The organism is Gardnerella sp. DNF01180P (assembly GCF_049244205.1).
GTDB classification, from domain to species: Bacteria; Actinomycetota; Actinomycetes; order Actinomycetales; family Bifidobacteriaceae; genus Bifidobacterium; species Bifidobacterium swidsinskii.
The window spans coordinates 1,463,832-1,482,132 of record NZ_CP058386.1; the positions used below are offsets into that span (position 1 = coordinate 1,463,832).

General features: G+C 44.6%; 15 protein-coding genes. 7 read left to right on the top strand and 8 right to left on the bottom strand.

Annotation, left to right across the window (positions count from 1 at the left end):
* From coaD to HXT40_RS05910, 3 genes are all read right to left on the bottom strand, one after another.
* Complete coding sequence (coaD, locus tag HXT40_RS05900; protein WP_012913867.1) at positions 1-549, bottom strand: pantetheine-phosphate adenylyltransferase; 549 nt, start codon at positions 547-549, stop codon at positions 1-3.
* A 126-nt stretch (positions 550-675) separates the two neighbouring features.
* A complete protein-coding gene (locus HXT40_RS05905) occupies positions 676-1,005 on the bottom strand; it encodes a DUF3039 domain-containing protein (RefSeq protein WP_012913866.1) in 330 nt (109 codons plus the stop codon).
* A 234-nt stretch (positions 1,006-1,239) separates the two neighbouring features.
* The gene (locus HXT40_RS05910; protein ID WP_012913865.1) at positions 1,240-2,577 is read right to left on the bottom strand and encodes a nicotinate phosphoribosyltransferase; all 1,338 of its coding nucleotides are present in this window, start codon (positions 2,575-2,577) and stop codon (positions 1,240-1,242) included.
* Positions 2,578-3,101: 524 nt separating this feature from the next.
* Here HXT40_RS05910 and cysS point away from each other — a divergent pair.
* From cysS to trmD, 7 genes are all read left to right on the top strand, one after another.
* The gene (gene cysS, locus HXT40_RS05915) at positions 3,102-4,739 is read left to right on the top strand and encodes a cysteine--tRNA ligase (RefSeq protein ID WP_421777225.1); all 1,638 of its coding nucleotides are present in this window, start codon (positions 3,102-3,104) and stop codon (positions 4,737-4,739) included.
* A gap of 106 nt (positions 4,740-4,845) precedes the next feature.
* The gene (ffh, locus tag HXT40_RS05920; protein WP_004110266.1) at positions 4,846-6,516 is read left to right on the top strand and encodes a signal recognition particle protein; all 1,671 of its coding nucleotides are present in this window, start codon (positions 4,846-4,848) and stop codon (positions 6,514-6,516) included.
* Positions 6,513-7,688 (top strand): endonuclease/exonuclease/phosphatase family protein, encoded by a 1,176-nt coding sequence (locus HXT40_RS05925; RefSeq protein WP_421777226.1) that lies wholly within the window; start codon positions 6,513-6,515, stop codon positions 7,686-7,688. Before ffh ends, HXT40_RS05925 begins: the two co-directional genes overlap by 4 nt.
* A 116-nt stretch (positions 7,689-7,804) precedes the next feature.
* The gene (gene rpsP / locus HXT40_RS05930) at positions 7,805-8,275 is read left to right on the top strand and encodes a 30S ribosomal protein S16 (protein WP_033888579.1); all 471 of its coding nucleotides are present in this window, start codon (positions 7,805-7,807) and stop codon (positions 8,273-8,275) included.
* Between the two features lie 2 nt (positions 8,276-8,277).
* A complete protein-coding gene (locus tag HXT40_RS05935) occupies positions 8,278-8,511 on the top strand; it encodes an RNA-binding protein (RefSeq protein ID WP_004105376.1) in 234 nt (77 codons plus the stop codon).
* Position 8,512: 1 nt separating this feature from the next.
* A complete protein-coding gene (gene rimM / locus HXT40_RS05940; protein ID WP_410310427.1) occupies positions 8,513-9,112 on the top strand; it encodes a ribosome maturation factor RimM in 600 nt (199 codons plus the stop codon).
* Positions 9,113-9,153: 41 nt separating this feature from the next.
* Positions 9,154-10,020: a tRNA (guanosine(37)-N1)-methyltransferase TrmD gene (gene trmD, locus HXT40_RS05945; protein ID WP_180963736.1), complete on the top strand. Its 867-nt coding sequence runs from the start codon at positions 9,154-9,156 to the stop codon at positions 10,018-10,020.
* Between the two features lie 707 nt (positions 10,021-10,727).
* Here trmD and rsmD read toward each other — a convergent pair.
* The 5 genes from rsmD to HXT40_RS05970 form a co-directional block, all read right to left on the bottom strand.
* A complete protein-coding gene (gene rsmD, locus HXT40_RS05950; protein ID WP_012913858.1) occupies positions 10,728-11,312 on the bottom strand; it encodes a 16S rRNA (guanine(966)-N(2))-methyltransferase RsmD in 585 nt (194 codons plus the stop codon).
* Positions 11,313-11,566: 254 nt separating this feature from the next.
* Positions 11,567-12,991: an MFS transporter gene (locus HXT40_RS05955; RefSeq protein WP_004110247.1), complete on the bottom strand. Its 1,425-nt coding sequence runs from the start codon at positions 12,989-12,991 to the stop codon at positions 11,567-11,569.
* Positions 12,992-13,109: 118 nt separating this feature from the next.
* Complete coding sequence (locus tag HXT40_RS05960) at positions 13,110-14,048, bottom strand: nucleoside hydrolase (protein ID WP_033888576.1); 939 nt, start codon at positions 14,046-14,048, stop codon at positions 13,110-13,112.
* Between the two features lie 320 nt (positions 14,049-14,368).
* Complete coding sequence (locus HXT40_RS05965; protein WP_033888575.1) at positions 14,369-15,517, bottom strand: PfkB family carbohydrate kinase; 1,149 nt, start codon at positions 15,515-15,517, stop codon at positions 14,369-14,371.
* 289 nt (positions 15,518-15,806) lie between these two features.
* A complete protein-coding gene (locus HXT40_RS05970) occupies positions 15,807-18,227 on the bottom strand; it encodes an ATP-dependent DNA helicase RecG (protein ID WP_116440356.1) in 2,421 nt (806 codons plus the stop codon).
* Positions 18,228-18,301: the final 74 nt, after the last annotated feature.

The window sequence follows — 18,301 nt, forward strand, 5'->3', positions numbered from 1 at the left end:
TCAATTGTTCAGCATAGATGAATTATTATCTACGCCTAATGATTGCTCACTAAAAAGCTTTTTTAATAAGGGTATTACGTTATCTGGAACCATGCCAGTAACATTTCCCCCATGACGAGCAACATCTTTAACCACAGAGCTTGAAACATGCTCAAGCACAGGATCAGCAGGCAGGAAAAGCGTTTCGATACCTGCTAATTTGCGGTTCACTAGTGCCATTCCAAGTTCTGCCTCATAATCACCGTTTTGACGTAAGCCTTTTACGATTACTGTAGCACCAACTTTTGTACAGTAGTCAGTAATCAAACCAGCTGTTGAAGTTACTACTATTTTGCAATCGCGATTGAAGCTATTTTGAGATTGCGGCAAATTATTTATTGCTTCTTGAATAATTTTTACGCGCTCAGATTCAGAAAATAACGGAGTCTTTGCAGCATTTACCGCAACTAGCACATGTACTTCATCAAATAGATGCGTACAACGTTGTATTACGTCTAAATGGCCGGCAGTGACTGGATCATACGAGCCGGGGCACACAGCTATAGTCATGCTTTTAGATTATCACCCATTGCGCTCAGAACAAAAATATATTAAAAAATAGCGTTACTTTTATCGTTAAAGATAGAAGTAACGCTAATACGCAATATAAACTACTTAAATACGCAACATACTTACTTAAAAATTAAACTTTCCTAATTCCTCGTATATGCGCTTACATTCAGGGCAAACTGGGTAGTCATTTGCTTCGTGTCGAGGAATCCACACTTTACCGCATAAAGCTACTACTGGTCGACCAGTTAAGCGCGACTCATCAATTTTGTCTTTTGACACATAGTGCGCAAAACGATCTGCATTACCACCATCATCTAGACGAGCATCTTCGTCAACTTCTGGACGTTCTAGAACAGAAGTGCTTGTGCCGGAACCAGAATCTGGATTTGCGGATTGCGAACCAGATTCCATAACAGCATCTAACGCATTATCTGCTTCTAAAGATGAAAACATATCGCATCCTTTCGTAACGCATTGTGTAACGAATTTCGTAGCGCACTAAAATTTAATTGAATTTTATTAGCAAAATCAAGCATAAAGCATTATCGCAACAAACGCTCAAAAAAGCTGTCAGAAACGCTAGTCTTTACGCATGAATTATTCGCTAATTATTCGCGAAAATTATTTGCGAATCTTATTTAGTTATTTAGTAAAGTTTAGTTTTAAAAAGATTAATTTATAGTACTTTTATAGTACTTGAATTTCTGTTGGTATTGCAGGGTCTCCGCGCATCAAACTTTGCGCAGCCAAAGGCAGTCGACGCAAAGCAGAAGCGCAATAATCCTGGGCACGTATAATCGCATCGTGACCCATAAACTGTTCGTCAGCTTCACCATCGACCATGTAATCAACTAGCAGATTTTCCCACGAATCCTTAGGCTTAAACTGAGCGAGCGCAACTTCCGAACCGGAAATCACGCGTTCGCAATCAGCTACACCGCAAGAATCGTTGCTGTAATCGTATGAACGATACGCCAACTTACGTCCAGGCACAGTCGCTTTATTCTTAGAACGCTTAGCAACAGGCTGCATTACACCATCTGCACCCTCACGCTCAGTAAGCTTATAAACCATTGCACAAGTTGGAGCACCGGAGCCGGTTACAAGCATTGTGCCGATGCCGTAAGAATCCACAGGCGCATTTTGTAAGGAAGCAAGAGCATACTCGTCCAAATCGTTAGTAACTGTAATCTTTGTGTTTTTAGCACCCAACTCGTCGAGCTGATTCCTAACGCGACGAGCCAGAGCGCACAAATCTCCAGAATCAATACGAATTCCGCCAAGATCTGGACCTGCAACTTCCACGGCTGTCTTTACAGCTTCCTCAATATTATAAGTGTCAACAAGAAGCGTAGTGCCTTTGCCAAGAGCTGCAATTTGAGAAGTGAAAGCGTCACGCTCGGTGTCGTGAACAAGAGTGAAGCAGTGAGCTGCGGTTCCGATTGCCTTCAATCCGTAAAGTTTTGCAGCCAACAGATTTGCAGTACCTTTAAAACCGCCAATAACCGCTGCGCGAGATGCAGCAACTGCAGAATATTCGTTTGTGCGACGGCCGCCCATATCCATGCAAGGACGACCTGCGGAGGCTGAAACCATACGTGCTGCGGCAGAGGCAACCGCGCAATCGTAATTAAGCACAGAAAGAAGCACAGTTTCAAGCAAAGTGCACTCACCAAAAGTGCCTTCTACCTGCAAAATTGGCGAATTCGGGAAGAACATCTCCCCCTCGCGATAACCGGAAATTTTACCGTGGAATCGGAAATTTTCCAGCCATTCAATGGTTTCTGCGCTAACAATTTTACGATCACTTAAGAAACACAAATCATCTTCCGAAAGATGGAATTTTTGCAGCTCTTCCAAAATGCGGCCCATGCCAGCAACAACTCCGTAACGACGACCTTGAGGCAAGTGGCGCGTAAAAATTTCAAAAACGCACTTGCGATTTGCAGTGCCGTCTTTAAGAGCAGCGTCGAGCATAGTGTATTCATACATGTCCGTCATAAGAGCAGATGAAATCTCAGCCATGATATTCCTTTCGTAACGAACAAAATAAAAACTAGTTACTAATTACCAATTCTTTGGGAGTGGCGTAGTACGCGCGAGTAGTTAATAAGTATTCACAACGTAACACTGGAATCATATTAGCTCTATCTACTGAGCTTGTTACTTGGCTGATACTTGGGCTGTGTGGGAAACAGCGAGCGCGACGATATACCTGAGCACTGCGCAACGGATAACGCTCCAAACGCGAGATAAGTTCCCCACATTTGGAGCGTATAACGACGATAAACGCTCCAAATGCGAGATAAGTTCCCCACATTTGGAGTGCCAAACCACAAGCTCGCACTATAAGCGCTCGCTTACGAAACTCGCGTTGGAAGTCCACTGGACTTCCAACCTAAGCGAGTTTCCGCTCCGAGTTGCTTTCGCGCGCGCTGTGCTACGCTCAAGCAGGCCGTCGCGCCAACGCGAGAAAAGTTGCGCACGTTTGGAGTAATAGACAAAGCAATGCCAAATCGCAGTATAAAGAAGCATTTATAATAGCAATTATGCTTAATAAGAGTTTGAACGAAGAGACTGCAAAAGTTACTAAAGCCGCAGAAAACCTGCACTTATACAACACGGCTTCACATTCAACGAACACTTTCGTACCTAAAAAGCATGGTCAAGTAGGCATGTACGTGTGCGGCGCAACAGTGCAAAGTTCTCCGCATATTGGTCATATTCGCGCAGCAATCGCATTCGATATAATCCGTCGCTGGATGCTGCGTTTAGGATACAAAGTCACGTTTGTTAGAAACGTCACAGATATTGACGACAAAATTATGAAAAAAGCCAACGAATCAGGGCAAAATTGGTGGGAACGAGCATATATTTACGAGCGCGAATTTACAAAATCCTACAATACTTTAGGAGTGCTTGCGCCAACAGTTGAGCCGCGCGCAACAGGTCATATTACAGACATGGTTGAGCTGATTGAACGCTTAATCGAACGCGGTCACGCATATGTTATTAAAGACAATGACGGAAATCCTACTGGAAATGTTTATTTTGACGTGCCAAGTTGGGAGCATTACGGCGAATTAACTCACCAAAATCAGAACCAAAATGAAACTTGCGCAGACGAAGCAGCAGCTATTGCAGACGCAAAGGGTCCAAGCGTAGACGCTGCTGAAAACGATATTTACAATCCAACAGATCCTGCAGACACTTCACCAGACAAACACGATCCTAGGGATTTCGCACTTTGGAAAGCACCTTGCGATTTCGATCAGCCGGATGCACGCTGGAAAACTCCTTTTGGCGAGGGACGCCCTGGTTGGCATATTGAATGCTCTGCTATGAGCCATCGTTATCTTGGAAATGATTTCGATATTCACGGAGGCGGCCTGGATTTGCGTTTCCCTCACCACGAAAACGAAATGGCACAAACGCGTGCTGCTGGATGGGAAAGCGCCAATGTGTGGATGCATTCAGCATGGGTTACCGCCAAAGGTGAAAAAATGTCAAAATCGTTGGGAAATGGTCTTTCCGTACCAGTAGTTTTGGCAAATAATTCGGCTTGGGTTGTGCGATATGCTTTGGGAGCAGTGCAATATCGCGCAATGTTGGAGTGGTCTGACCAAGCTTTGGTGGAGTCAAAATCGGCTTATGATCGCATTATGAACTTCCTCGAGAGAGCTGACAGATTGCTTGACAAGAAGCCAACTTGCGAAGAAGTGCGCTCTGTTAACGCAGACGAGCTTCCGGAAGATTTCACTCGCGCTATGAATGATGACATTAACGTTTCTGGCGCAATCGCAGAAATATTTACTACAATTCGTCAAGGAAATACTCTTATTGACGACTGCAGCAAAGATTCTTCACAAGCACAAAGCGAAAGCGTACAAAAGCTCATATATTTCGCTGTTTTGCAAGTGCGAGCTATGTTAGATACTTTGGGCTTGGATCCTTACGCAAAAACGTGGGCTTCGAACGATAATCAATCGCCTGCAGAAGGCTCAAACGGCAAGGAAAGCAAAGAACACTCAGCTTTGGACTCTTTAATTACTTTGCAACTTAAAGCTAGAGCAGATGCTAGAAAAGCAAAGGATTTTGCTACTGCAGATGCTATTCGCGACGCGTTAAATAACGCAGGAATTGTAATTGTCGATACTTCGCAAGAATCATCTTGGCATTTGCAATAAACGAAAGTAACGCAAAAGCAAAAGAAAACGCGAAAGTATTAATTAGCAAATCAAGTTAGCAATTGCACTAAAGTTACGTTAGCAACAACAGGTAGAATGGAAAACTATGGCAGCATTTAGTTCGTTAACAGACCGCCTTTCCAATGCTTTTAAGCATTTGCGCAGCAAAGGCAAGCTATCAGAATCCGATATTGACGGCACAATTCGCGAGATTCGCCGCGCACTTCTCGACGCAGACGTTGCGTTGGAAGTAGTCCGCTCATTCACTGCTCGAATTCGCGAGCGCGCTCTTGGTGAGGAAGTTTCGCACGCTTTAAACCCAGCTCAGCAAGTTGTGAAAATTGTAAACGACGAGCTTACGCAAGTATTGGGCGCAGGTGTAGATAGGCAGCTTAATTTTGCAAAGTATCCTCCAACTGTAATTATGCTTGCAGGTTTGCAAGGTGCGGGTAAAACTACGCTTGCTGGAAAGCTAGGCTACTGGCTGAAGGATGCAGGCCATACTCCTTTGCTTGTAGCAGCAGATTTGCAACGACCTAATGCAGTCACGCAGCTGCAAGTTGTTGGCGAGCGCGCAGGAGTTCCTGTATTTGCTCCAGAAAAGGGCGTACAAACAGGCGGAAGTGCGATTTCTTTGCCATGGTTCACTAAAGGCGACCCGGTTAAGGTTGCGCGCGATTCTATTAATTATGCGCGCGAAAAAATGTATGACACTGTGATTATTGATACCGCAGGTCGTTTGGGTGTCGACGAAGAGCTCATGAAGCAGGCACGCAATATTCGCGATGCCGTGCAACCGCAAGAAGTGCTGTTTGTTATTGACGCAATGATTGGTCAAGATGCTGTTCGCACTGCTCAAGCTTTTAACGATGGCGTGAACTTTACTGGCGTTGTGCTTTCTAAGCTTGATGGCGACGCTCGAGGCGGTGCTGCACTTTCGGTTGCAAGCGTTACTGGAAAACCGATTTTGTTTGCCTCTACAGGTGAAGGTTTGAAGGATTTTGAAATCTTCCATCCTGATCGAATGGCTTCACGCATACTCGATATGGGCGATATTTTGACGCTTATTGAGCACGCACAGAAGCAGTTCGACGAAGAAGAATCACGCAAGGCTGCTGCAAAAATAGCTGAAGGCAGCTTTGGTTTGGATGATTTTTTGGAGCAGCTTCAGCAAGTTCGTAAGCTTGGCTCAATGAAGAAGCTTTTGGGTATGATGCCTGGAATGGCTGCCCACCGTCAAGAGCTTGAGCAGTTTGACGATAAGGAAATTGACCGCACTGAGGCGATTATTCGCTCTATGACTCCTCAAGAGCGTAGAAATACAAAGATTATTGACGGATCTCGCCGCGCGAGAATTGCTGCCGGATCAGGTGTGAGCGTTTCGCAAGTTAATGCACTTTTGCAACGTTTCGAACAGGCTGCAAAAATGATGAAGCGAATGAGCGGTGGAGCTGGAATGCCTGGCATGGGCGGCATTCCTGGATTCGGTGGAGCCGGCAGTAAGTCGAAGCGCAAAGACAAGAAAGGCAAGAAGAAGGTCGGAAAGTCCGGAAATCCAATGCGCAGGGAAGCTGAAGAGCGCGCGTTGCGTGAGCGTCTTTCTGGCGAATCTACTAGCGACGATGTTGCAGGTTCTGCTTTTGCAAAGCCACAGCAACCAAATCTTCAGAATCTTCCTGAAGGACTTAAGGAACTCATGAATTCCGAAGATGCAAATCAAGATAATCAACTGCCACCTAACTTTGGCGGCGGATTAGCTGGCTTATTCGGTCGATGATTTTAGTATTGGCGTTTTTGTGGGTCATATTTGTGCCGCTTCTTTTGTGGCAGCTGATGCGTTGGCTGCCAGCAGGTGCGGATAAATATAACCCACTTCCGTATGTTATTGCGTTGCTTCCACTTGCAACTTACGTTGTGGGAGCACTGTTTTTGTGTAATTTTGGCGCTTTTTTGCTGTATACATGCTGCGCAGAGAAAGTAACGAAATCGCTTAATTTAGCACAATCTTACGCGAAATCTTACGGATATTTATGCGTTGCTTACGCTGCGCTATTTTTGATTTCGCTTAAGTCGCATACGCCGTACTGGTTTGAAAGATTGCGTAGGTTGCACGAAAGCAAATCGTCGCGCAAAAGCTGCAAGGAACGGCATCAAGAAATACGCGTGATGACTCTTAACTGCAGATACGGAAAAGCGAGTGCATCCGAAATAATAGAAATAACGAAAAAATATCACGTAAATACGTTACTTTTACAAGAATTACGCGAGTCTTTAGTAAAAAATCTTGAAAAACTTAGAATATACGAAATTTTTCCAACTTCGTGCGTAGGTGCGCAAAATGAGCATAATAACGGCGGATTCAACGCTATTTTTACGCAATATTCCGCGATTTCTACTTGCACTAATTCCGTAAAAATTGAAGCTGCAAGCGTACCAAGCGTTACAACTTGCTTAGATTTTGGTGCAAATGAAAAAGTTTTGGTGAAATTTGCTTCTGCACATCCAAAGTCACCGATGCGTGGGTGTGCTGCTTGGAGTAATGGAATTCGCGCACTTGCGACTATTGATTCTACTACTGATTCTTTCGCCGATTGCACTAACGAATGCGCTGACGAATCTACTTCGAAAACTTGCGATTTAGCAACTCTTACTATTGTTACTGGCGATCTTAATTCCACAGTCGACCACCCAAGCTTTCGCTCGCTTTTGAAATACGGATTTACAGACGTTGCGCTTTCGCTTGGAAAGCGTCTACGCACATGGCCTACATGGCTTAAGTGGCCAAATCTTACACTTGACCATGTGCTATTTTGCGCAAAAAACTGTAAATCTAACGCACTATGGCAAAAGAATATAGTTGTCGACGGCACTGATCACTTAGCATACATCGCAGCAATCGACCTACAATCACTAGATAAAAACGTCCAAGCGCGCAGGCATAATAGATAAGTTATTCGCGTGAATCGGCGCCCTCTTCCCGACCACGTGAGGAACATGTGGAAGCTCGCAAGGAGTGCCCCACACCCGAACGAAATTCCACGACTCTAGTTATAAGGAGAGCCATTTTGGCAACCAAGATTCGTCTTAAGCGATTGGGCAAGAAGTTCTATGCCTTCTACCGTGTAGTCATTTCTGATTCACGCAACAAGCGCAACGGTCAGTCCATCGAAGAGATCGGCGTTTACGATCCAAACAAGCAGCCATCTATGATTCAGATTGATTCTGAGCGCGCACAGTACTGGCTTGGCGTTGGCGCACAGCCAACCGAACCAGTGTTGAAACTCTTGAAGATCACTGGTGACTGGCAGAAGTTCAAGGGTCTCGACGGTGCCGAAGGCACGTTGAAGACTTCTGAAGCTGGTCCAGACGCACAGGCTCGCGTTGAAGCTGTTGAAGCTGAAGCTCAGAAGCTGAAGGCCGCTAAGTCTGAAGCCGCTGCTAAGGCTCAGGCTGCAGCTGAAGCCGCTGCAAACGAAGCCGAAGAAGCCCCAGCTGAAGCTGCGGAAGCTGCTGAAGCCGAGGAAAAGGCTGAGTAATCATGCTGGCTCAAGCTGTTGAACATCTCATTAAGAACATCGTGGATTTTCCAGATGACGTGTCGGTACGTTCTCACGAAAATGCTCGCGGCGAATTGCTTCGAGTACGCGTGAATCCTGAAGATATTGGTCGCGTTATTGGACGCAACGGTCGTACCGCTAATGCAATTCGCATTGTTGTGCAAGCTTTGAGCAACCACAATGTGCGCGTTGACATTATGGACGTACGTAAGTGAGATGAACGTGGCATTAGACCAACAATCTTTTGACAACCCTCAGCAAAGTCATAATGACCTGCTGAGGGTTTGTCGTATCGGTAAAGCCCAAGGTTTAAAAGGTGAAGTTACTGTACAAATTTTTACAGATGAGCCTTATGAACGTTTTGAGCCAGGAAATGTATTGTGCACTGCAGACGGCGAGCGCGAGTTCGTTATTGAGAACGCAAGAACATTCAAAAATCGTTGGATTTTACTATTCAAAGAATCACAAAATCGCAACGATGCGGAAGCACTTAATGGCACTGAATTGTATGTGCATGCGGAAGATGCGCAAGAACTTGCTGCTGAAAATGCTTGGTATATTAAGGATTTGGTCGGTTTACAAGCCCGCTTGTGCGAAGAAAATCAGCTTGGGCTGCCGGCTTGCACTATTGGAAAAGTTGTGGATGTGCTCGACGGTGCGCAATCTTTGCTAAAAATCCGCTTGAATAATCCGATTGACGACGATAATAAGACTGCGCTTGTGCCATTTGTTGAGGCACTTGTGCCGGAAGTTGACGTTGCAAACGGGTATTTGACTATTGATCCTCCGGGCGGTCTAATTCCGGGGCTTTCGTAGTTTTCATAGTTTTATCAGTTTTCGTAGTAGAGTGCCTTATGATGAACATCGATATTATTTCCGTATTCCCAGAATATTTTCGCATGCTAGACCTAAGTTTGTTAGGCAAAGCGCAAAATAATGGTTTATTGCAAATTCGCGCATACAATTTACGCAAATGGACTCACGATGTGCATCAATCTGTTGATGACACGCCGGTTGGCGGTGGTGCTGGCATGGTTATGAAGCCTGAGGTTTGGGCGGAATGCTTAGACGAGCTGCTTAGCTTGCCAAAATCTGAAGTAAAAAATACGTGCGATACGTGCGATAGTTGCGAAGAAGCAAAAATCGTGACTAATAAAATAGACTCAACTAAACCAATTCTTATATTCCCGAACCCTTCTGCCCCACTATTTACGCAAAAAGACGCAACGGAATTAAGCAACGCAAATCATTTGGTATTTGGATGCGGCAGATACGAAGGCTACGACGCTAGGATTCCAGAATATTACCGCGCGCAAGGAATTGACGTACGCGAGTATTCAATTGGCGATTACGTGCTAAATGGCGGAGAAGTTGCAGTAAGCGTTATGCTTGAGGCAATTACACGCTTAATCCCTGGGTTTATGGGAAATCCTGAGTCGATTGTTGAAGAGTCGTACACAGGATCGGACGCACTCTTGGAACACCATCAATACACGCGTCCAACTACTTGGCGAGGTATAAGCGTTCCGGAAATACTCACTTCCGGAAATCACGCCAAAGTTGATCGTTTTCGTCGAGATGAAGCTATATCTCGCACAAGCGAAATTCGACCTGATTTGATTGAAAAATTGGACTGCCACAAGATAGATAAAGCGGATCGAAAAACGCTTATGTCGCTCAGATGGGAAGTTTCTGGCGATCATCCGCGCAAAAACTCGCGCTAGCAGCAAAAGCCGGAAATACTCCGGCAACAGTATTGCTATGCTAGCGTTAATTACTTGTTGATTAGAGAACACTAACATTATTGCTGCCGCACGCACAACACAAAATCTCTCCACCATAACACCACCACCTGTTTAGTACGCTAACTTCAATGTACTAATATTCGTGTGGTAGAGATTTGAGATTTTTCGCACTGAGCGCGGCGAACGTCAGAGCCGCAGGCTGCTGATTCGCCAAGCGAAGAAGAAAAATCGAAAAATCTCTGCGATAGACACGGTTATTAACGATTAAACACGCAAAGTTTGGGGGATTTCTTTACGAGCACTAAAAGAGGACTGGGCGCATTGACTTGCCGGAGCGCTTAAAGCGTAGCGCGCGGAGGCACTTCAATGCGGAAACTCGCTAAAGTTGGAAGTCCAGTGGACTTCCAACGCGAGTTTCATAAGCGAGCGTAATAAAACGCGAGCTTATCGTTAAAAAAGTTTAAGAATAGAGCGACGAAGGAACGCTCACGCGCAAAGCGCGCTCGCTACTGAGCTTGCGTTGAAAGCACACCGTGCTTTCAACTTGAGCAAGCTCACGCTCCGAGTTGCTTTCACGCGCGCAATGCTGTGTGAAAGCAGGTCGTCGCGCATGCGAGGAAAGAAATCCCCCGAAACTCGCGCCACATCCTGAGTACAAAAACAGATTGTAACGAAGCCGAATCAGATCAATCGCGCTTAGGCTGAATGAACAGCACGGAAGTTTCTCCGTAATTACGCGTATCAAACAGCTCCCAGCCCTCAGGCATAGTTGGCAAAACACTTCGCGCGCTACGCTCCAACACAATCAACGTATCCGCAGAAACGCTCGCAACTCCGCTCGCAATCATCGAAGTCAATAAACTTTCGCAATCCGCAGTTTCGTAAGCATAAGGCGGATCAATAAAAATCAAGTCAAACGCTTCCCCACTATAATCCGCAACGAACTGCTCCGCGCGCTTTCGAAGAACCCTCATAGAAAGCGCAGAATCCCAAACCTTTGAACTCTGCAACGCTTTCGACGTACGAAGTATCAGCGCAGCCGCTTGCGAATTTGCTTCAACAGAAACAAGCTCACGCGCGCCACGAGATAGCGCCTCAACTCCTAACGCACCTGTGCCGGCGAATAAATCAAGAACGCGAGCATTGTGCATAACATCCCACGAATCGAGCCTAGAAAATATCGCTTCTTTCGTGCGATCTGTAGTAGGTCTTGTACACGACTGCGCTGAAGTAAGCGGCAAAGATTTAAAACGTCCAGCAATAATGTGCATTCTTCTAGCTTATCCTCCCCCTCCCGACAGTCATTGTTACTCAATGCGATTTTGTGATTATTTAGTATTGTCTATGAGTTTTAAACACATTTGTTGGAGAATTTACTGGCATTTGTTTTCGGTTTCGATACTCGCTTTACAGCTGTGTAAAGCGAGTGTCGCACGCAGAAAGCAAAAAGCGGCAAAGCATAGGAAATCCTAGCTTTACCGCTTAATTTTATTCACTTAAGATTACGCAAACTCACGCGTCAATCTTACTTATTTACTTCTTCAGGATTCGGGATTAAGAAGGAGCAAGCAAACGCAAGCGCAAGCAACACAATGCCCGCAACCATCGAAGCCATGTATCCGCCTGTTGCACCATTAGTTCCTGCAACATTCGTCATCACAGCGTACAGGATTGCGAAGCTTAAGCCAGCACCCAAGTTAAAAGCACCAGCGTTCATGCCTGGCAAGTATCCTGGATTATCCTTTGGAGAAAGCACAATACCAAGTCCGTTAAGCATAATGTTTGCAACACCTGCGTAGCTTACGCCCAAAGCCAGCGAAAGCGCAACCAAAGACCACACCGATGGATTATTAGCAACATACATACCAAACACAACGCCAATCACACTGACAATAATGCCAGCACGAAGTACCAAACGGTAACCAAACTTGGCAGCCAGCATACCAGCCACAGGCCCAAACAAGAAGCCAATAATTGCGTAAGGCGTCAACGTTGCAAAGCTCACCACGTCAGCACCCAAGCCAGCACCAAACTTAGCATCCTGAGCAAGCTGCGGCACTACACCATTCATCAAAGCAAAAACGCCAGTCATGGTAAGCAGCGTGCAAGAAAGCAAGCCCCACGTGCGACGCTGCTTCATGTAATGCGTCGAAACCAAAGGAGCAGCAATCTTTCCTTCAATTCTCCAGAAAATCGCGAAGAAGATTACAGCCACTACCACAAGGCCTGCAACCATAGTCAAGTTAGCATTTGCAAGCTTATCAATTTCATTAATAGCAAGATATGCTGCAAGGAACGCAATACCAAGCGTCACAACGCCCAACCAATCCATCTTTGAAGTTTCCTCCGCATAAGATTCTTCAGCAGCAACAATCACCATAATCACTGCCGCTACAGCAATACCTGCCATAGTCCAGAACACCGAACGGAAACCAAACTTTCCAGCAAGCCAACCGCCAAGCAACGCATCAACGCCAGCAATACCACCGTTTACAGATGTCAAAATTGCCATTAGCTTTGCGTAACGCTTTTCTTCAGTTACGCGCACGCGAAGCATAATCAAGCACATCGGCACTACAGGACCAGAAGCACCCTGCAAAATACGTCCAAGCATCAAAATATTCACATCTGGAGCAAGCGCAGACACTACGCAGCCCGCAATCGTTGAAATCAAAATGCCAATAAGCACCTTCTTACGACCGACTAAATCAGATAAACGCGGCAAAAACAGTGAGAATAAAGCAGCAGCAGTAAAGAACACTGTTTGAGTTAAGCCGATTTGCGTATCGGTTGCGTGAAGCTCTTTTGTCATTGTTGCTAATGCTGGAGAAAGCATTGAAGCGTTGAGCTGGAAAGCAAAAATAGCAACGAGTAGCGCCGTCATTAGCGCAACAATTGATCGCCCACCCTTGTCTAGCATGGAAGGCGTTGGAGATGAAACTTCAGTCATAATAGCCTCATATCAAATTTCGTATAAATTTTATTTTTGCGCAACTTTACCGCTTTATTTTCTTTCGGTAAATTTGCAGTATTGTTGCGCAAAATATCGTGAATAATTCTAGTACAAATCAGCCGATACGCTTCAGCGCGTCAATAATCAAATCCCAGAATTTATCGAAATCAAGTTTGGTTGCAACTTGCGTATGGCATTCTTCTGCGGATGGTTCTGGTCCGCGCAAATCTGCAACGGTCATACCAACTGTTAATTCGCCCTTAATTTCAACGTCTACAGGGCAGCGACGAGTAGCCACCACACTGTGGTCAATCAAATAAGCAATCGTGCAAGGATCATGAACTGGCGGATCAATAAAGTCTTGATTATCCTTATACGCTTTACGGAAGAAGTCCATCAAACCGCTAGCAAACGCAGAAAGAGGCGTGCCAATAGCATTAATCTTTGCTTGCACTTCAGGAGTGCAAAGTGCCTGATGCGTCAAATCAAGGCCGACCATAGTAATAGGCCAATCCTCATTAAACACAACATGCGCAGATTCTGGATCAACCTTAATATTAAACTCAGCAACCGCGCTCCAATTACCAACGTGATATCCGCCGCCCATGAGCACAACTTCCTTCACACGTCTCACGATTCGTGGCTCAAGGCGCACTGCCATAGCAATATTGGTGAGCGGACCAGTTGGTACAAGCGTAATCGTGCCAGGTTCGTTGCTCATAATCGTATCAATAATCCAATTTACAGCGTGGCCTTCGTCCAATGGTCGCGTTGGTTCTGGAAGCGTTACGCCGTCTAAGCCACTTTCGCCGTGCACGGAAGCCGCAACTTCCAGAGGGCGGACCATTGGTCGGTCGCAGCCTGCGTGAACTGGAATGTGAGTTGCACGAGCCATTTCGAGAGTTGCACGCGCATTATACGTGACTTTTTCGAGACTTTGGTTGCCGCCAACTGTAGTTACGCCGAGCAACTCAATATTTGGGTTACCAAGTGCCAACAGAATAGCCATGGCGTCATCATGGCCAGGATCGCAATCTAGGATGATTGAAGTCATCATTACTCCTTCGTAGATAACTAACTTCTTGTTAATAACTTACGTAAATAGTTTTCAGTTATTTTTGCTATCACGTTTGCTACTAACTGCTGTTAATTTATGCGTAAATTGCTCTATGATCCATGCTCGTACGCCACTACGCATTTCGCTGCACATACGCTCCATTGCATCATACAACACTAATTACCTAACATTTGTTTATATAACTAAACAAATGACTAATAACAAGTATAGCAGACCTACTATTGTATGCAAGAAAAATTTACAAGATTAATTCGTAAATTAAATAAAAGAAATAAAATCAGCGCAAAAAGCACTAATTAAATGCGCTCATGAATATTCGTCATGCGTTGAGAAATAAGTTCTGGATTAAACAACTCATGTACAGGCTGCATAGATTCAGTATTCAAAGCTGCAGCAGCAACCGCAAATCTGCCAGTTTTTGAAGAATCAAATTCGTTATATCGCGCGTAAATAAGCGCCGCAGTAGCAGCATCGCTAGAGCCGTTGTCGTTGCCGACTGCTTCAACACCAACATTGCTATTTCCGCGAGTTAGCATCATTCTCTGGACGCGCTTAACTGGGACAGGATAGAACGACACTCCCTCATCTGCAACACCATAAGCAACTCCTGCGCGACCGGCATTTACAAATACACGTTTTACTCCACGCTTGAGAAGCACATTCGCACAGCGAATTGCAGAACGCTCGTCAACAGCATTAACGCCAGTTAAAGCCTGCGATTCAGCAGTATCTAAAATAAGAGTGTCAATACGAGACAATCTAGAAAGCACTCGAGGAGCTTTTGCATCCGTAATTGCACGAACAACAATAGGACGGCGATAACGGTCACATAGCCACTCAATTGACTTTTGCGGAATATTAGTATCCAACACCAAAATATCAGCATTTTCAATAATGGACATGCGCTCACGCAAAAAATCAGGAGTCATATGGTCGTAAATACTCATATCGTCTAAAGCAAGCAAACGCTGACCAGAAGCGTCACCAACATACATATACGAAGCAGTCATCGACTCAGGAAGTTGCTTCGCATAACCAATATCTAAGCCGTTTGCAGCAGCATCAATGCGGAAAAGCTCTCCGTTGTGATCGCCACCGTAGACAGAAACCATGCTTGTGCGAATATTAAGACGTTCCAACGCGACTGCAATATTCCTTCCAACACCGCCTAGCATATAGCGCACACGGGAAGCATTAGACGTGTAATCCATCAAATCTCCGCAAGCAATGCCAAGAACATCCATGCTAATTCCGCCAACAACAGTCACATAACTTGGAGGAGTAACAATATATCCCTTACCTCGTAAATATCCTTTGCGAATTAAATTGGAAATATGAGCAGCCACACCTGAACGAGTAATTCCTGCGAGATTTGCAAGTTCCTGTTGGCTAATCATCGGGTTTTGTTGAATCCAAGTCAAGATTTGTTGTTCGCGTTCGGTCATTGTCGCCTCATCTCTATTGTGATTACAAATGATGCCTACTATCTAGGATATTCACAATTCTCATAATATGCACGTAAATTTATGTAATTTTGTTGTTTTTTTATATTATATCCAACAAAAGTTGATATTAATTATCAATTAAAAATAGTTTCTTACCGTATTTTTTACTAAATTAAGTGCATAAATATGCAATAATTTTTTCTTTATACTTTTTTTATAGGATAATTTATTCATACAATATTGTAATCTTTATAAGATATTTTGCGCGCAAATTCAGAACTTTAGAATTTTAATTGCTTACGATTTGCGCACTTCCACCTCTCGTAAAATCAAGCACTGCACCTGCAAGATACGGCAACGAAACAAGATGAGTGTCTTTTTGCAAAGTCTCCAACGCATCTTCACGAGCCATAGCGATAATCTTTGCATCCTTAACAACTCGCAAAATCTTCAAACTCGAGCGACCACCCGACTGCTTATCGCCAAGAACATCGCCAACATTGCGCAATTCCAAATCTTTCTTAGCAATTACGGCACCATCTAGCGAATTTTCAACAACTTGCAAACGTTCTTGAGCAAGACTTCCATCCTCAGTTTGCGCAACCAAAAATGCCCAAGAATTCGTGCCACCACGCCCAACACGTCCACGCAACTGATGCAATTGCGCAAGACCAAAACGATCCGCGTCAAAAATCACAATGCAACTCGCTTGAGGCACATCAACACCGACCTCAATAACCGTTGTAGCTACGAGAACTTGCACATCTCCGCGCGCAAAACGTTCCATCGTTTCGCGTTTCGTAGCATCATCGTCGCGACCAGTAAGCTTAGCAAAAGTAACGCCTTTAAATTGCGGCAAAGCTGAAAGCCGCTTCAAAATGCCGTTAACTGTATGAAGTTTGCGCAAAGAATCTGCGTTATTTTCTTCAGATTGATTAGATTGCACAGATTGCGAAACATCTTCAAAACCTTCAGATTCATCGCTATCAAAATCCCTACCAAAATTACTAACAGAAGCACTACCAGAATCCCTACCAGAATCCTCATTAAAATCATCATCAATATGCGCGCAAACAACATACGCACGCTCACCTGCATCAATGCGAGCACGAATATGCGCAAACATTCTCGCCATAGTATTCGCATCCGATTCTTGCACAACAAAAGTGCGAATAGGTTTTCTACCTCCAGGCAGTTCAGTTAAATACGAAGCATCCAAATCACCGAACCACGTCATAGCAGCAGAGCGCGGAATAGGCGTTGCAGTCATTACTAAAAGATGCGGTGTAAAAGACTTTTCAGCACTATTATGCGAATCTACGCTCATTTTGCGCAACAAAACATCGCGCTGCTCAACACCAAAACGATGTTGCTCGTCAATAATTACCAAAGCTAAATTAGTCGGCTTAAAAGTCGACGAGAACGCTGCATGAGTTGCAACAATAAGCGAAGGCTCTCCACTTGCCACACTCGCTAGCGCACGTCTGCGATCCGCAAGTCTCATGCCTCCAGTTACGACGATTACAGGCACTTTTAGATTCGCGCGCGCAATCATTTGGCGCAAATTTTCGGCATGTTGAGACGCCAGAACTTGAGTAGGAGCCACAAGCACAGCCTGATAGCCTGATCCAACTGCCTCGAGCATTGCAGCGAGCGCAACAACTGTTTTTCCGGAACCAACTTCACCTTGAAGCAAGCGACGCATCGGATGGTGCTCACGCATGTCACGTACAATCTCATCAATTACATCTTTTTGACCTGCAGTAAGCTCAAACGGCAAACTTTCCACAAATTCATTTCTTATAAGAGAATTATTACAAGATTTTGCTTGATTATCTTTAGAATCTTCACGAGATCGCAATACAGCTACTTGGGAAATAAAAGCTTCTTCATAGCGCAACGAGTCAACAGCTTTATAAAATTCGTCAACTGATTGCGGATTATGAATTGAGTATATTGCTGACGCTCTAGTCATGAGGTTACGTTTTTTTAGCACTGATTCAGGCGTAATATCTGGGATTTGCAGGAATTCACTAGTGCAAGCTGCGGAATTTTTAGAAGCTGCGGAATCTTCAGAATCTTTAGAAAGTGCAGAAAGTATAGAAAGTATAGTTTCGTGAATATGCTCGCTGGAAATCCTAGAATTTGCATGATACACGGGCATAGGCGCGCTCATACGCGCCAAACCATCTTCCACACTTCTTACAGTATCGCGAGATTGATGCAAGCTATCGCTTTCTTCTACAGCAGATACAGTAAGAATTTGAGGATGCGTAAATTGCAATTTACCATTAAAAGCGCTAGACGTACCGCCAACAACAACCATTTCACCAACATGCATCTTTGCGGAAAGCCACTGAGCGTATTGACGATTTTTAGAAAAATAAATAAGTTGAGCTACCGCTTGCATATCTTGCAAAACGTTAATTTCGATTCTAAAACCGCGACGAGCGTTCATAGGCACAACGTTAATTGACTGAACTTGCGCATAGAAAGCCACTTCTTCGCCAATTTTTATATCTTTTAAGTTCGCAATTCTCAATGGACTTGTGACTCTAAACGGGTAGTAAGTCAATGCGTCTTCGACTGTGACTATGCCCAAAGATTTTAATGCAGAAACGCGTCGCTTATTGCTGATTATTGCACAAAGCGAAGTATGCATTTTGGCTGAGTTCGTGGGCGTATTTAGCATATTTCGATTATAAATCATTCGCAATCAGGAATATAACGTGCGCACGAAAAAATACGCAAATACAAAAAAGCCCCGAGCAACACTCAGGGCCT

Bases quoted from the DNA above. Each gene is read 5' to 3' on its own strand.
- coaD (WP_012913867.1), bottom strand. From the start codon at position 549: ATGACTATAGCTGTGTGCCCCGGCTCGTATGATCCAGTCACTGCCGGC.
- HXT40_RS05905 (WP_012913866.1), bottom strand. From the start codon at position 1,005: ATGTTTTCATCTTTAGAAGCAGATAATGCGTTAGATGCTGTTATGGAA.
- HXT40_RS05910 (WP_012913865.1), bottom strand. From the start codon at position 2,577: ATGGCTGAGATTTCATCTGCTCTTATGACGGACATGTATGAATACACT.
- cysS (WP_421777225.1), top strand. From the start codon at position 3,102: ATGCTTAATAAGAGTTTGAACGAAGAGACTGCAAAAGTTACTAAAGCC.
- ffh (WP_004110266.1), top strand. From the start codon at position 4,846: ATGGCAGCATTTAGTTCGTTAACAGACCGCCTTTCCAATGCTTTTAAG.
- HXT40_RS05925 (WP_421777226.1), top strand. From the start codon at position 6,513: ATGATTTTAGTATTGGCGTTTTTGTGGGTCATATTTGTGCCGCTTCTT.
- HXT40_RS05935 (WP_004105376.1), top strand. From the start codon at position 8,278: ATGCTGGCTCAAGCTGTTGAACATCTCATTAAGAACATCGTGGATTTT.
- rimM (WP_410310427.1), top strand. From the start codon at position 8,513: ATGAACGTGGCATTAGACCAACAATCTTTTGACAACCCTCAGCAAAGT.
- trmD (WP_180963736.1), top strand. From the start codon at position 9,154: ATGAACATCGATATTATTTCCGTATTCCCAGAATATTTTCGCATGCTA.
- rsmD (WP_012913858.1), bottom strand. From the start codon at position 11,312: ATGCACATTATTGCTGGACGTTTTAAATCTTTGCCGCTTACTTCAGCG.
- HXT40_RS05955 (WP_004110247.1), bottom strand. From the start codon at position 12,991: ATGACTGAAGTTTCATCTCCAACGCCTTCCATGCTAGACAAGGGTGGG.
- HXT40_RS05960 (WP_033888576.1), bottom strand. From the start codon at position 14,048: ATGACTTCAATCATCCTAGATTGCGATCCTGGCCATGATGACGCCATG.
- HXT40_RS05965 (WP_033888575.1), bottom strand. From the start codon at position 15,517: ATGACCGAACGCGAACAACAAATCTTGACTTGGATTCAACAAAACCCG.
- HXT40_RS05970 (WP_116440356.1), bottom strand. From the start codon at position 18,227: ATGATTTATAATCGAAATATGCTAAATACGCCCACGAACTCAGCCAAA.